The sequence below is a fragment of the Polaribacter sp. Q13 genome (assembly GCF_016858305.2).
Taxonomy (GTDB): domain Bacteria; phylum Bacteroidota; class Bacteroidia; order Flavobacteriales; family Flavobacteriaceae; genus Polaribacter.
In genome coordinates this window covers 2,276,428-2,291,240 of the sequence record NZ_CP074436.1, presented here as the reverse complement: position 1 = coordinate 2,291,240, position 14,813 = coordinate 2,276,428, and the positions used below count along the sequence as shown (strand labels likewise).

Genomic DNA, 14,813 nt, shown 5'->3' with positions numbered 1-14,813 from the left:
ATGAAACTCTTGTAAGTTGTAATTTTATCAAAATAAAATATGGAAAAGTCAGATTTAGAACATTATTTTTATCCATTTAGAGAAAATATTGTAGGTATCAATCAGACCTTTTTATCTCCTTATGGAGAACAGAAATTAATTTATACGGATTGGACCGCAAGTGGAAGATTATATGCACCAATTGAAGATAAAATATTACATCAATTTGGACCTTTTGTAGCAAATACCCATACAGAAACCTCTACTTCTGGTGCGGCAATGACATTGGCGTATCATGAAGCTAGAAACATTATTAAACATCATGTAAATGCAACCGATCATGATGTTTTAATTACTACAGGTACCGGAATGACAGGTGCTGTCAATAAATTTCAACGTATTTTAGGTTTAAAAGTATCTGAAAACTTAAAGAATTACACAACCATTCCGCAAGATTTAAAACCCATTGTTTTTGTTAGCCACATGGAGCATCACTCTAACCAAACATCTTGGTTAGAAACGATTGCAGATGTTGAGGTTGTGCCGTGTAATAAGGAAGGATTGTTGTGTATAGAAGAGTTTGAAAAATGTATTTTAAAACATCAACATAGAAAAATAAAAATTGTTTCTATAACATCATGCTCTAATGTAACAGGTATAGAAACTCCATATCATGAAGTTGCAAAATTAATTCATAGTTATAACGGCTTGTGTTTTGTTGATTTTGCCTGTTGTGCGCCTTATGTTGATATAAATATGCATCCAGAAAATGAAGAAGAGTATTTAGATGCCATTTTCTTTTCTCCGCACAAATTTTTAGGAGGTCCGGGAACTTCTGGAGTCTTAATTTTTAATAAAAAACTATATAAAAACACCATTCCAGATAATCCAGGAGGTGGTACTGTTAGTTATACAAATCCTTGGGGACAACATGATTATTTTAATGATGTAGAAACAAGAGAAGATGGTGGTACTCCAGGTTTTTTACAAACGATTAGAATAGCACTTTCTATTCAGTTAAAAGAAAAAATGGGTGTTGCAAACATCAAAAAAAGAGAAGAAGAAATTAATAAAGTTGTATTTAAAACGTTAGAAAGTTTACCAGAAGTAAAAATTTTAGCACCAAACCAAAAAGAACGATTAAGCATCTTTTCCTTCTATTTTGAAAAATATCATTTTAACCTTGTTGTAAAATTATTGAATGATAGATTTGGAATACAAACCAGAGGAGGATGTTCTTGCGCAGGAACGTATGGGCATTTTTTATTAAATGTAGACCACGCAACTTCCGATAGAATTAAGGAAGAAATTTTACATGGCTGTAATATCCAAAAACCAGGTTGGGTGCGTTTGTCTGTGCATCCAACAATTACAGCCGAAGAACTAGATTTTATCTGTAACTCTTTAAAAGAACTTGCAGAAAACATTAAAGAGTGGTCTAAAGACTATATTTATGAGGCAATTAAAAATGATTATAGCCATAAAACAGTAGCGCCAATAGAAAAAGAATTAGTAACAGCATGGTTTAAAATTTAGAATACTGTTCCGAATTCCTTTTTAGTTGAAGAAATTCATAATGGCAGCCATTTTATTTATGTAGTTTTTAATAATTTATCAATTTTTTTATAAAAAATGCTATTTAGTTTGTTTGTTTCAATTTAATCTTTAGATTTGTTCCTTCAAACAAAGAGAATACAAATGTTAAACAACACTTTTACTCGTTTCTATTTTTACTTTTACTTTTTTAGTAAGAGAGGAGACTTTGTAACATGTTGTTAAGTAACATTCATATCATATAAAGTCTCGAAATTATTTCGAGGCTTTTTTTTTGACATTATTTTTAATTAATGAATAAGATTATTGCTATACAGGGAGCTGAAGGCTCAAACCACCATAAAGTTGCACGCAATTTTTATGGAACCACTATACAATTAAAAGAATGTATGTCTTTTGATGAGTTGGTAGACAGTTTGTTAGATCATACCGCAGATTTGGGTGTTATGGCTTTAGAGAATACTATTGCGGGTTCTATAATTCCTAATTACGCCTTAATTGATAAATATAATTTACACATAACGGATGAAGAGTATTTAAATATTCATCATCATTTAATGGCATTAAAAGGTCAGAAAATAGAAGATATTAAAGAAGTTTGGTCGCACCCAATGGCATTGTTACAATGCAAGGAGTTTTTTAAAAAACATCCGCATATAAAATTGGTAGAAGATGTAGATACAGCAGAAGTTGCCAAAAGAATTTCGAAAGAAAATTTAGTAGGTATTGCAGCCATTGCACCAAAAATTGCAGCTGAAATATTTAATTTAGAAGTAATTGAAGATAAACTTCAAACCATAAAAGAAAACGCTACACGTTTTGTAATTGTACAAACTGATGAGCCAGAAGTTGATGTAGAGGTAAATAAAGCTTCTTTAAAATTTCAATTGAATCATAAAAGAGGTAGTCTGGCAGCAATTTTAAATGTGTTGAGTGATTGTAAAATGAACTTAACCAAAATACAGTCTTTACCAGTGATAGAAACTCCTTGGAAATATTCTTTTTTTGTGGATGTAACTTTTGAAGAATATAAAGAGTACGAAAAAGCGAAAGCGATTTTAGAAATAATGGCAGAAGAATTCAAGATTTTAGGAACTTATAAAAACGGAAGGCTATAGCCTTTCCTGAATTTATTTCAGGATCTTTATTATAAAAAGAGATGATACAACCAGCTAAAAGATTAGACACAGTGCAAGAATACTATTTCTCTAAAAAATTAAGAGAAGTTAGAGGATTAGCAGCGGCAGGAAAACCAATTATCAATATGGGAATTGGGTCTCCAGATTTGCAACCACCAATAGAAGTTTTAGAAGCAATTTCTAATAGTTTGGGAGATGCTAGTGCGCATAAATATCAATCGTATCAGGGCTTACCAGAACTAAGAACTGCCATTTCTAAATTCTATAAAAACAAGTTTTCTGTAGATGCAAATCCAGAAAATGAGATTTTACCTTTAATGGGAAGTAAAGAAGGAATTATGCATATTTCTATGGCTTTTTTAAACGAAGGCGATAAAGTATTAATTCCGAATCCTGGGTATCCAACCTATACATCAGTAACGAAGTTAGTAGGTGCAGAACCATTATTTTATAATTTAAGTGATGCTACAGATTGGCAACCAGATTTTGAAGCTTTAGAAGCGCAAGATTTAAGTGATGTAAAAATTATGTGGGTCAATTATCCGCACATGCCAACAGGTACAAATGCAACTTTAAAAACATTTGAAAAATTAGTTGCTTTTGGTAAAAAACACCATATTTTAATTATAAATGACAATCCGTATAGTTTTATTTTAAATGATAAACCTATCAGTATTTTACAAGTAGAAGGCGCAAAAGACATTGCTTTAGAATTAAATTCTTTAAGTAAGACTTTTAATATGGCCGGTTGGCGCGTTGGTATGTTGTTAGGAAAAGCAACGTACATTAACGAAGTTTTAAAAGTAAAATCTAATATGGATTCTGGTATGTTCTACGGAATTCAAAAAGGAGCTATAGAAGCTTTACAATTGTCTGATGACTGGTTTTTAGCTCAAAATAAAATTTACGAAGAACGTAGAAGTTTAATTTGGCAATTGGCAGATAAATTGGATGCAGTTTATGATAAAAACTCTACAGGATTGTTTGTTTGGGCAAAAATACCCGAAGGAAAAAAGTCTGAAGAAGTAACAGATGCTGTTTTGTATGATAACGATATTTTTATTACTCCAGGAACCATTTTTGGCTCTCAAGGAGAAGGATATATCCGTTTTTCATTATGTGTAACAACAGATATTATAAAAGAAGCAATTTCAAGGCTATAAGCTATTGGCCTCTAGCTTTGCGCAAACAGCTAAAAGCAAAAAAGAAACAAAATGAAGAATATATACATGATTGGTATTGGTTTAATTGGCGGTAGTTTTGCTATCGACATTAAAAAGAACCATCCAGACGCCGTAATTCATGGAATTAGTAGAAAAGATGAAACCTTAAACAAGGCTTTAGAATTGAACCTAATTGACAAGAAAGCAACTTTAGACGATATTGAAAATGCAGACTTGGTAATTATATCAATTCCGGTAGATGCAACGGTAAAATTATTACCAACAATTTTAGATAAAATATCTGATGACGGTTTAGTGTTTGACGCTGGATCCACAAAAGAAGCAATTTGTAAAGTGGTTGAACATCATCCCAAAAGAAGAAATTTTTTAGCATGTCATCCAATTGCCGGAACAGAAAATTCTGGACCAACAGCAGCTATATCCGGCTTATACGTTGGAAAAACCAATATTATTTGCGAAGTAGAAAAGACAACTTTTAAGCTTCAAGAAAAAGCATTAAAGCTTTTTATGGATATTGGAATGCGTATTCGTTACATGGACCCGGTTTCTCATGACAAGCATATTGCGTATGTTTCGCACTTGTCTCACATAAGTTCATTTATGTTAGGAAAAACGGTTATAGATAAAGCAAAAAATGAACGCGATATTTTTGATATGGCGGGTTCTGGATTTGCATCCACAGTTCGTTTGGCAAAAAGTAGTCCAGCAATGTGGACACCAATATTTAAACAGAATAAAGAAAACGTAATAGAAACATTAGAAGAATACATCAATAATTTACAACAGTTTAAAGAGTTGATGCAAAAAGATGATTTCTCTGAAATTTTTAACGAAATGGAGAGCACAAATCACATAAAACAAATTTTAAACGGCATAAAATAATAAGCCAAAACAAGTAGAAAAATGGAGAATACTAAAGAATTGAGAACATGGTTGGACGATATGAAATTAAATCATCCACTAGTAATAGCAGGGCCTTGTAGTGCAGAAACCGAAGAACAGGTTTTAAAGATTGCACACGAACTAAAAGATTCTGATGTAAGCTATTTTAGAGCAGGAATATGGAAACCAAGAACAAGACCAGGAATGTTTGAAGGTGTTGGTGAAATTGGTTTACACTGGTTAAAGAAAGTAAAAGAAGAAACAGGTATGAAAACCTGTACAGAAGTTGCAAATGCAGCCCACGTAAAGTTAGCTTTAGAGCATGACGTAGATTTATTATGGATTGGTGCACGTTCTACAGTATCACCTTTTATCATGCAAGAAATTGCAGATGCTTTGGCAGGAACAGACAAAATTGTATTGGTTAAAAACCCAGTAAATCCAGATTTAGCTTTATGGTTAGGTGGTATTGAAAGATTATATACTGCAGGAATTAAAAACTTAGGAGCAATTCATAGAGGATTTTCTACATATGAAAAATCTAAATACAGAAATACTCCAGAATGGCAATTAGCGATTGAGTTTCAAAATAAATTTCCAGATTTACCATTAATCAACGATCCATCTCATATTACTGGTAAGAGAGACATGATTTTTGATGTTTGTCAAACAGCTTTAGATTTAAACTTCGATGGTTTAATGATTGAGACTCACTTTGACCCAGAAAACGCTTGGTCTGATGCTGCGCAACAAGTTACTCCTGATGCTTTAAAGCAAATAATGCAAGACTTAAAAGTGAAGAAAGAAACTGAAACAGCGGTTAGTTACAGAGAACCTTTAGAAAACTTAAGAGCTCAAATTAACGTTGTAGACGATCAATTAATTGAGTTGTTAGGTAAAAGAATGCAAGTTGCCGACAAAATTGGTCAATTAAAGAAAGACGAAAACGTTGCTGTTTTACAATCACGTCGTTGGAACGAGATTTTAGGAAACATGGTTATGGAAGGTAGCGGTAAAGGTTTAAGTGAAGAATTTGTTTTAAAAATGTTTAAAGCAATTCACCAAGAATCTATCGTTCATCAAGAAAAAATTATCAACGGATAATAATCTAAGAAGATTATGCTGAACTTGTTTCAGTATCTGTTATCATTTTATATTTTAAATACCTTCAAGTTTTATAATTTGAAGGTATTTTTTTTGGGCGTTACCAAGCAAAAAAGCTTGGTCAGGCTTTCACACTCGCTTTTTTTGTTAAAAAAACAAAAAAGAGCTCAAACAATTGCTCAATCCTTAACGCTTAGTGAGAACCTAAAAGTGAGTTTCTTTAAGATTACTAGTCGGCTATTCAGACCTCACAGGTTTTTAAAACCTGTGAGGTCTTTTTTTAATATGCGATAAATTACAACAATTGTCACTTTTTAAGTGTAGTTAAGTGACTTAAATACAGTAATATAACGATAATATTTGCAGGCGTGTCATTTCGACCCAGCTAGTGCTCGTTTGCAACGAGTACCGAAGCTAATATTCTATATGTTATTGGCACTCTTTACAAACGAGCGCGAGCAAAGTAGGAGAAACAACATTTAGCTAACAAAAAAGACCGCCAATAGGCAGTCTTTTATCTAAATAATAATATTTAATTATTACGTTATTTTGTATACGGAATTCTTCTAGACACCTTTCTCATTAAAACATTAATTAAATCTTGAGCATCAGAACCAAGACTTCCTTTTATTTTTTTATGGTAATTAACCACTAATTCATCATCAACAGTGCTGGTAAAATCCATATTCATAGTTGCGCTATTTGTAGCAAACATTCCGCCAGTTAAAACAGCAAGTCCAATTGCAGCTCCATTAGACATTGGTTTAGAAGTTTCGTAAGTACCAGTAATTATTGCTTCTACGCCTAATATTTTCCCTAATTCACTTGGTAGGTATTCATCATATGAATGAATATCTATTCCATTCTTTTTTAATAAAGCATTTGTTCTTGTAGGGTTTTGAACACCAACTAATAAAGTGCCTCTTTTTTTTCTAGTTAAAAACCAAGTATGCATCGCTTTTTGTATATCTAAAGCTTCATTTTTACCCATATCAATAATTTGTTCAGGACTAAAATCTTTTAATTGTTTTGGTCTTAATTTAACTTGAACATGTAAAGGAAGAATTGCTATTGTTTTTGTGTTTTCAACATACGTTTCAGCATCATCATGTACATACAATTTTGTTTGTGCATTTGTTACTGTTATACAAATTACAAGTGCAAATAGGGAAATAATTTTTTTCATAATAAATTTTAAAATTTAAAAACGAATATAAGGGGAACTTTAACAATTATTTTAAGATTTAGTTTATTTTTTAACTGGCCTATTGAAAAAACTATTGAATTTGTTACATTAATTCAGCATCTTTGTAGTAATGAAAGGAATCGTATATAAATCTACTGGAAGTTGGTATCAAGTAAAAGCTGATAACGGAGAATTTTACAAATGTAGAATTAAAGGGAAATTCAGAATAAAAGACATCAAAAGCACCAACCCAATTGCGGTTGGAGACAAAGTTGTGTTCGATTTAGAGAAAAAGAATGATGAAGAAACAGGTGTAATCAAAAAAATTATAGATAGAGATAATTTTATTGTGCGTAAATCTGTAAACCTTTCTAAGCAAATACACATTATTGCGTCTAATATAGATCAGGTTTTTTTATTGATTACTATTAATAATCCGCCAACATTTACCACCTTTATAGATCGTTTTTTAGTAGCAACTAGAGCTTATAGAATTGATACTATTTTGGTGTTTAATAAGGTAGATTCTTATGCCATTGAAGAACGAGCTGAGATTTTATACTTAAAAGATATTTACGAAGCTATTGGTTATCGTTGTGTTGAGGTTTCATCAACCCAAAATAAAAATGTAGATACTATTAAAGAAATGATGACCGGTAAAACCTCTATGTTTGTTGGGCATTCTGGTGTTGGTAAATCTACATTAGTAAATGCTATAGAACCTTCTTTAAATTTAAAAACTAAAGAAATTTCAGATCAACATAATCAAGGTAAACACACTACTACTTTTGCGGAAATGTTCGATTTAAGTTTCGATGCAAGAATAATAGACACACCAGGTATTAAAGGTTTTGGTGTTGTAGATATTGACAAATATGAATTAGGAGATTATTTTCCTGAGTTTTTTGCTTTAAAACAAAATTGTAAATTCAATAATTGTATTCATACCAAAGAACCACAATGTGCTGTAAAAGAAGCCTTAGAAAAAGAAGAAGTTTCTTGGTCTCGTTATAAAAGTTACCTGCAAATTTTAAGTGGAGATGAGGACAAAGAACATTTTAGAACAGATGTTTGGAATGAAGAAGATAATGAGTAAACTATGAAAATTGTAATTCAAAGAGTATCGGAAGCCAGTGTAACTATAGATGATCATAAAGTTGCAGAAATAAAAAACGGACTTTTAGTATTATTAGGTATTGTAAATGAGGATACTGAAGAAGATATTAATTACTTGGTTCGAAAAACGGCCAATCTTCGCATTTTTAATGATGAAAACGAAGTGATGAACAAATCTCTGATAGACATTGATGGCGAAGTAATTGTTGTGAGTCAGTTTACGTTACAAGCGGCTACTAAAAAAGGAAACAGACCTAGTTATATTAAAGCAGCAAGACCAGAAGTGGCAATTCCGTTGTATGAGAATTTTGTAGAAACGTTAGAAAAAGAAGTTGGTAAAAAAGTGCCAACAGGTCAGTTTGGTGCAGATATGAAAGTAGCTTTGGTAAATGATGGTCCGGTTACAATTATTATAGATTCTAAAAATAAAGAGTAATTTTTATGCTTTTTTTTGATGTGCATACACATAGCATGTGTGCTGACCAGCATGTGTTTTCGATTTTAAATAAATATCCAAATGCTACTAATTTTTCTAAACCTTTTTCAATAGGAATTCATCCTTGGTATATCAAAGAAGAAACAGTAGAACAGGATCTTTTAATTGTTTCGTTACAACTTCAACATAAAAACTGTTTAGCGCTTGGTGAGTGTGGTTTAGATAAAATTTCAGAAACTAATTTTGAACTTCAAAAAGCTATTTTTAAAAAACAAGTGCTACTTTCAGAGAAATATAAAAAACCTTTAATAATTCATTGTGTAAAAGCACATCAAGTAATTATAGAAATTAAAAAAGAATTAAAACCAACTCAAACTTGGGTACTTCATGGTTTTAATAAGAATATTGAAATAGCAAAAAGTCTCCTTAAAAACGGAGTTGTTTTATCTATTGGAGCTGCTATTATCAAAAATAATAAGTTACAAAAAGTAATTTCCGAAATTTCACTTTCATCTTTCGTATTAGAAACAGATGCCGCAGAAATAGAGATTCAAGAAGTGTATCAGAAAATTGCAACAATAAGAAATATAGAAATAGAGGAACTTGTATCTATAATGAATAAAAATTTTAAAGAGATATTTATAAAATGAGTTGGTTAGAGCGTACGGAATTATTAGTGCAAAAAGAGGGCTTAGAAAAATTGCAAAAAGCCAATATTTTGTTAGTTGGTTTGGGTGGTGTAGGCTCTTATGCCGCAGAATTTATAGCGAGAGCAGGTGTACAAAAAATTACAATTGTAGATGGAGATGTTTTTGATGAAACCAATAAAAATCGTCAATTAACAGCATTAGATTCTACCATTGGTAAATCGAAAGCAAGAGTGTTGGCAGAAAGGTTAAAAGAGATAAATTCGGAAATTGAATTGACTGTTTTAGAAGAATTTTTATCACCAGAAAGAGCTTATGAGATTGTAACCAATGAATATAATTATGTTCTAGATTGCATTGATAGTATTACACCAAAAGTGAATTTAATTGTAGCAGCCAAAAGAAAAAAAGTAAAAATTATATCTTCTATGGGTGCAGGTGGTAAATTAGATGCCACCAAAGTAAAAATAAAAGACATAGGCAATACTAAGAATTGCACAATGGCTCGTGTGTTAAGAAAAAGATTAAAAGAACGTAAAGTAGATAAAGGTGTAAAAGCCGTATATTCTGAGGAAGTGCAAATTTCTAACAGTGTAAAAATAACAGATGGTACCAATTTTAAAAAATCTTATTACGGCACAATAAGCTATATGCCAGCACTTTTTGGCTTGCAAGCGGCGGCTTATGTTGTTAATTTCATCATAAAACAAAAATAATATTTTCCAAGGGAAATAAATTATGTATATTTGCCATGGAAAATAAAACAAAAATCAATCTAAATTAAATTTAAAATGAAGAAAATAATTTTATCATTAGTAGTAGTGGCATCAGTTTTAACTGCATGTAAAGGAGAAAAGAAGGAGAAAGTAGAAGCTAAAGAAGCTGTAAAAGTTACCGTTAATGTTGCTGAATTAAATAATGTTGATACTTCTGTATCAGTTTTAAACTGGGAAGGAACAAAACCAGGAGGCGCACATAATGGAACTGTAGCTTTAAAAAGTGGAGGTTTATTAATAGAAGATGGTAAACTTACTAATGGCGAGTTTGTAATTGATATGAGTAGCGTTACAAATGTTGATATGAAAGGAGCTGAAGGAGCAGGGAAAATTGAAGGTCATTTAAAAAGTGCAGACTTTTTTGATGTAGCTGTTTATCCTATTTCAAAATTTGTAATTACTAAAGTAGAAGAAGTTGATGGTAAATTAGCCGTTACAGGAAATTTACAAATTAAAGATGTAACAAAAAGTATTACAATACCTGCAACTATCTCTACAGAAAATGGTGTAACAGTTTTTAAAAGTGAATCTTTTAATGTGGATAGAGCAGATTTTAATGTAAAATATGGTTCTAAAAAATTCTTTGAAGAATTAAAAGATAAATTTATAGATGATATTATGACTTTCTCTTTTGTTGTAAAAACGAAAGCGTAAATTAGATTAATTCAAATTCAATTTTAGAGGCCAAAAACGTATGTTTTTGGCCTCTTTTTTTTTGGTTTTAAGAAGGGAATCCCAACATACTTCCCATACCCACAGTAAATAACCAACAACCATAAATACTGTGTTCAATAGAAACTAGCAGTGTAGATTTTGTGTTTTTAAAGGTAATAGCAAAAAGAATTCCACCAATAAAAGTAAGTAATAATACCAAAGTGTTTTTAAAAAACAAATGTGCTAAAGAAAATAAAAGTGCATTTAAAAGTATAAATAGGGTTTCATTTTTAAAAAGATTTTTATAGCGTTTAAAAAAGAACGTTCTGTACATTACTTCTTGCGGATATACCGAAAACAACGAATAAAATAGTAAGATAAGAACCCATAGTTTTGGTTTGTTTAACATTACAGTAAAGAGACTTTTAGAATCTGTAAACCAAACATAAACTAAAGTTAACACTGCAATAATTACAAGTTTAATTAATGTTGTTATCCAAAATTTTTTCCTGTTGATTTTTTTATCAATTTTAAATTTCAAATTTTCAACTTTAAAAAGCACATAAATAATATAGGTAAACCCTGCAACACCAATAATTAACTTTAAAATTGGCGAGTAAGTAAAGGCAAAGCTTATCGGAATTAATACAAAGATGAATAACAGTTCAAGAAACTTATAGCGTGTAGATTGCATATTTTATAGTTTTATAGCGGTGGTGTTTTTTACTTGTTCAATGGTAAATATACTATGTGTACTGCCAATATATTTGATTGCCGTTAATTTTGTAACCATAAAATTACGATATGCATCCATATCTTTTACGTAGATTTTTAGAATATAATCATAATCTCCACTAACATGAAAACATTCTGATACTTCTTCTAATTTTAAAACTTCACGCTCAAAAGTGGTTACATATTCTTTAGAATGTTGAATCAATTTTATATGGCAGAAAACTAAAAAAGACTTCTCAATTTTATTTTTATTGATGATGGCCACATACTTTTTAATCACTTTCTGATTTTCTAACTTTTTTACACGCTCATAAACAGCCGTAACAGATAAATTTAAATGAAGTGACAATTGTTTAGTAGTTTGTTTACAGTTTTCTTGTAATAAGTTGATGAGTTTTTTATCGATAGTATCTAACATGTAAATTTTCTAAAAAATGAATTTTAAACAACGTTTTGTAGTTTTTTAAATTGGTAATTAAATCAAATTAAGTAAAATAATCTATACTTTACGCATAGTGTTGATTTATTTTCTAATTCATCGTTTTTTTGTAAATAATATATAACTATAGAAACTACAGAAAATCAATACAATTATGGCTTTTAAACCCGCAGATAAAATTCAAGATTTACAATACTTTGGCGAATTCGGAGGCGTTAATCCGTCAATATCCGATTCATCAACCTATACATTTATATCAGCAAAAACCATGTTCGATACTTTTGAAGGAAATGCAGATGGCTGTTATTTATATTCTCGTCATTCATCACCTTCAAATTTATATTTAGGAGAAGCTTTGGCAGCCATGGAAGGTACAGAAACAGCCAATGTTTCTGCTTCTGGAATGGGGGCAATTACACCTGTTTTAATGCAGTTGTGCAATGCCGGAGAGCATATTGTTTCTAGTAGAACAGTTTACGGAGGTACCTATGCTTTCTTAAAGAATTTTATTTCTAAATTTAATATTAAAACCACTTTTGTAGATATTACAGATTTAGATGTTGTAGAAGCCGCTATTACCAAAAATACCAAAGTTTTGTATTGTGAGGCTGTAAGTAATCCGCTTTTAGAGGTAGCAGATATAAAAGGTTTATCCGCTTTAGCGAAAAAGCATAATTTAAAATTAGTGGTAGATAATACCTTTTCTCCATTGTCAATTTCCCCAGCAAAGTATGGTGCTGATATTGTAATTCATAGTTTAACAAAATTTATAAATGGGTCTTCAGATACAGTTGGAGGTGTAGTGTGCGGAACTCAGGAATTTATCAACGATTTACGAAATGTAAATAGTGGTGCAAGTATGTTGTTAGGAGCTACCATGGATAGCTTAAGAGCTGCATCAGTTTTAAAAAACATGAGAACCTTGCACATTAGAATGAAACAACACAGTTTTAATGCGGGGTTTTTAGCAGACAAATTTGAAGCTGATGGATTGAAAACCGTGTATCCAGGTTTGGTGTCTCATCCTTCTCACCTGTTGTTTAAAAGTATGATGAATGCAGAATATGGTTTTGGAGGCATACTGACTATTGATGCTGGCACGTTAGAAAAAGCCAATGAATTAATGGAGTTGATGCAACATGAAAATTTAGGAAATTTGGCGGTAAGTTTAGGTTTTTATAAGACGTTGTTTTCTTCTCCCGGAAGTTCTACATCATCAGAAATACCAGCAAAAGAACAAAAAGAAATGGGACTTTCAGATGGATTAATACGTTTTTCTATTGGTTTAGATAATGATATTGAGAGAACTTACCATAGAATGAAATCTTGTATGGTTAAAGTAGGTGTTTTAAGTTAATTTAAAAATAGAAAAACCATTTTATGTATTTTAAAATGGATAAAAATTAATTAGAGTAGTATATTTTTCATTTTTGTTAAAAATAATTGTTCAGAAGTATTCAATTTGCATAACTTCTTGTAAAATCGTAACATTACACAAACAAAATGATACGCATGCCAGAGGACAAGAATCTTTCAGAAATAAACATAGAAGACCAATTAATTATAGAAAATAAGGAGTTAAGTCTTTTAGAATCTTTAATTCCTGTAGTAGTTTTAATGGGGTTATTGGCATATAATATCTTTTTTGTGGATGATCAAGAATGGTTTGGCGGGTATACAAATCAGTTTATTTTATTAATCGGAGGTGGAGTTGCCGCTGCCGTTGGTTTTTTTAACAAAGTTTCTCTTACGGTAATGATTGCAGAGGTTTGGGAAAACTGGAAAAGTGTTTTTGTGCCAATTATGATTCTTTTTTTAGTAGGCGCTTTAGCAGGTACTTGGTTAGTTAGTGGCGTAATACCTGCCATGGTATATTACGGGTTACAAGTTTTAAGTCCGGGTATATTTTTACCGGCATCTGTAGTTATTGCCGCAATAATTTCTATTGCAACAGGTAGTTCTTGGACTACTTCTGCAACGGTTGGTATTGCTTTGGTAGGTATTGGTAGTGCTTTGGGAATTCCAACAGGAATGATTGCCGGAGCCGTAATTTCCGGAGCCTATTTTGGAGATAAAATGTCGCCACTTTCCGATACTACAAATTTAGCACCAGCAATGGCAGGGACAGATTTGTTTACGCATATAAAATACATGACTATTACTACGGTACCAACAATTATAGTAACCTTAATAGTGTTTGCTATTTTAAGTGCTACTATAGATACCACAGGTACTGCAGATATTAGTGATTTACTGGCAACTATAGATAACACATTTCATATTTCACCATGGTTATTTTTAGTTCCTGGTATTGTTATCGCAATGATTTTAATGAAAACAAAACCTTTAATTGCTTTGGTAACAGGTGTCGTGTTAGCAGCTGTTTTTGCGTTTATTTTTCAAAGTGATGTTTTAGATAGTTTATCAGATTCTAAATTTCAATCAATAATAAATGCCATTTTAACAGACACTAATATTAAAACAGATGATGCTAAATTATCAGAACTTTTTTCTTCTGGAGGAATGAATGGAATGATTTGGACCATTTTATTAATTGTTTGCGCCATGGTTTTTGGAGGAATTATGGATGCCATTGGGGCACTAGCAAAAATTACAAAAGGGTTATTGTCTATAGCAACTTCCGTTTTTGGATTATTTGCCAGTACCGTACTAAGTTGTTTAGGATTAAATATAATTGCTTCAGACCAATATTTGGCAATTGTAATTCCGGGTAAAATGTTTAAAAAAGCGTATGAAGATAAAGGTTTAGCACCAGAAAATTTAAGTAGAACTTTAGAAGATTCTGGTACGGTAACTTCAGCTTTAATTCCATGGAATACCTGTGGAGCATATCAATCTACTGTATTGGGCGTTTCAGTGGCAGATTATGCCGTTTATGCTATTTTTAATTATTTAAGTCCAATTACATCCTTATTGTTTGCCGCTTTAAATATTAAAATTAGACAGTTAGTAAAAAAATAA

General features: G+C 31.2%; 15 protein-coding genes. 12 read left to right on the top strand and 3 right to left on the bottom strand.

Going from position 1 to position 14,813, the window contains the following annotated elements; translation table 11 throughout:
• The first annotated feature begins 39 nt into the window (after positions 1-39).
• From JOP69_RS09610 to JOP69_RS09590, 5 genes are all read left to right on the top strand, one after another.
• A complete protein-coding gene (locus JOP69_RS09610) occupies positions 40-1,515 on the top strand; it encodes an aminotransferase class V-fold PLP-dependent enzyme (RefSeq protein WP_203394896.1) in 1,476 nt (491 codons plus the stop codon).
• 311 nt (positions 1,516-1,826) lie between these two features.
• Positions 1,827-2,651 (top strand): prephenate dehydratase, encoded by an 825-nt coding sequence (locus JOP69_RS09605; protein WP_203394895.1) that lies wholly within the window; start codon positions 1,827-1,829, stop codon positions 2,649-2,651.
• 41 nt (positions 2,652-2,692) lie between these two features.
• Complete coding sequence (locus JOP69_RS09600) at positions 2,693-3,835, top strand: pyridoxal phosphate-dependent aminotransferase (protein ID WP_203394894.1); 1,143 nt, start codon at positions 2,693-2,695, stop codon at positions 3,833-3,835.
• 51 nt (positions 3,836-3,886) lie between these two features.
• Entirely contained in the window at positions 3,887-4,738 is an 852-nt protein-coding gene (locus tag JOP69_RS09595) for a prephenate dehydrogenase (protein ID WP_203394893.1), read from the top strand.
• Positions 4,739-4,759: 21 nt separating this feature from the next.
• The gene (locus tag JOP69_RS09590; RefSeq protein WP_203394892.1) at positions 4,760-5,842 is read left to right on the top strand and encodes a bifunctional 3-deoxy-7-phosphoheptulonate synthase/chorismate mutase type II; all 1,083 of its coding nucleotides are present in this window, start codon (positions 4,760-4,762) and stop codon (positions 5,840-5,842) included.
• 544 nt (positions 5,843-6,386) lie between these two features.
• Here the strand turns inward: JOP69_RS09590 and JOP69_RS09585 are convergent.
• Positions 6,387-7,028 carry a hypothetical protein gene (locus JOP69_RS09585; protein ID WP_203394891.1) on the bottom strand — a complete coding sequence of 214 codons (642 nt, stop codon included), beginning with the start codon at positions 7,026-7,028 and terminating at the stop codon, positions 6,387-6,389.
• Positions 7,029-7,158: 130 nt separating this feature from the next.
• Here JOP69_RS09585 and rsgA point away from each other — a divergent pair, with 130 nt between their 5' ends.
• From rsgA to JOP69_RS09560, 5 genes are all read left to right on the top strand, one after another.
• Positions 7,159-8,124: a ribosome small subunit-dependent GTPase A gene (gene rsgA, locus JOP69_RS09580; RefSeq protein ID WP_203394890.1), complete on the top strand. Its 966-nt coding sequence runs from the start codon at positions 7,159-7,161 to the stop codon at positions 8,122-8,124.
• 3 nt (positions 8,125-8,127) lie between these two features.
• Positions 8,128-8,580 (top strand): D-aminoacyl-tRNA deacylase, encoded by a 453-nt coding sequence (dtd, locus tag JOP69_RS09575; protein ID WP_203394889.1) that lies wholly within the window; start codon positions 8,128-8,130, stop codon positions 8,578-8,580.
• 5 nt (positions 8,581-8,585) lie between these two features.
• Entirely contained in the window at positions 8,586-9,230 is a 645-nt protein-coding gene (locus JOP69_RS09570; RefSeq protein WP_203394888.1) for a TatD family hydrolase, read from the top strand.
• Positions 9,227-9,943: a ThiF family adenylyltransferase gene (locus JOP69_RS09565; protein WP_203394887.1), complete on the top strand. Its 717-nt coding sequence runs from the start codon at positions 9,227-9,229 to the stop codon at positions 9,941-9,943. Before JOP69_RS09570 ends, JOP69_RS09565 begins: the two co-directional genes overlap by 4 nt.
• Positions 9,944-10,018: 75 nt before the next feature.
• Positions 10,019-10,657 (top strand): YceI family protein, encoded by a 639-nt coding sequence (locus JOP69_RS09560; protein ID WP_203394886.1) that lies wholly within the window; start codon positions 10,019-10,021, stop codon positions 10,655-10,657.
• A 67-nt stretch (positions 10,658-10,724) separates the two neighbouring features.
• Here JOP69_RS09560 and JOP69_RS09555 read toward each other — a convergent pair whose 3' ends face one another.
• Both JOP69_RS09555 and JOP69_RS09550 read right to left on the bottom strand, forming a co-directional pair.
• Positions 10,725-11,351 carry a CPBP family intramembrane glutamic endopeptidase gene (locus JOP69_RS09555; RefSeq protein WP_203394885.1) on the bottom strand — a complete coding sequence of 209 codons (627 nt, stop codon included), beginning with the start codon at positions 11,349-11,351 and terminating at the stop codon, positions 10,725-10,727.
• Between the two features lie 3 nt (positions 11,352-11,354).
• On the bottom strand, positions 11,355-11,810 hold the full coding sequence (locus tag JOP69_RS09550; protein WP_203394884.1) for an Lrp/AsnC family transcriptional regulator: 456 nt from the start codon (positions 11,808-11,810) through the stop codon (positions 11,355-11,357).
• Positions 11,811-11,985: 175 nt separating this feature from the next.
• Here JOP69_RS09550 and JOP69_RS09545 point away from each other — a divergent pair, with 175 nt between their 5' ends.
• Together JOP69_RS09545 and JOP69_RS09540 are read left to right on the top strand one after the other, a co-directional pair.
• Positions 11,986-13,188 (top strand): aminotransferase class I/II-fold pyridoxal phosphate-dependent enzyme, encoded by a 1,203-nt coding sequence (locus JOP69_RS09545; RefSeq protein ID WP_203394883.1) that lies wholly within the window; start codon positions 11,986-11,988, stop codon positions 13,186-13,188.
• 155 nt (positions 13,189-13,343) lie between these two features.
• On the top strand, positions 13,344-14,813 hold the full coding sequence (locus JOP69_RS09540; RefSeq protein WP_203394882.1) for a Na+/H+ antiporter NhaC family protein: 1,470 nt from the start codon (positions 13,344-13,346) through the stop codon (positions 14,811-14,813).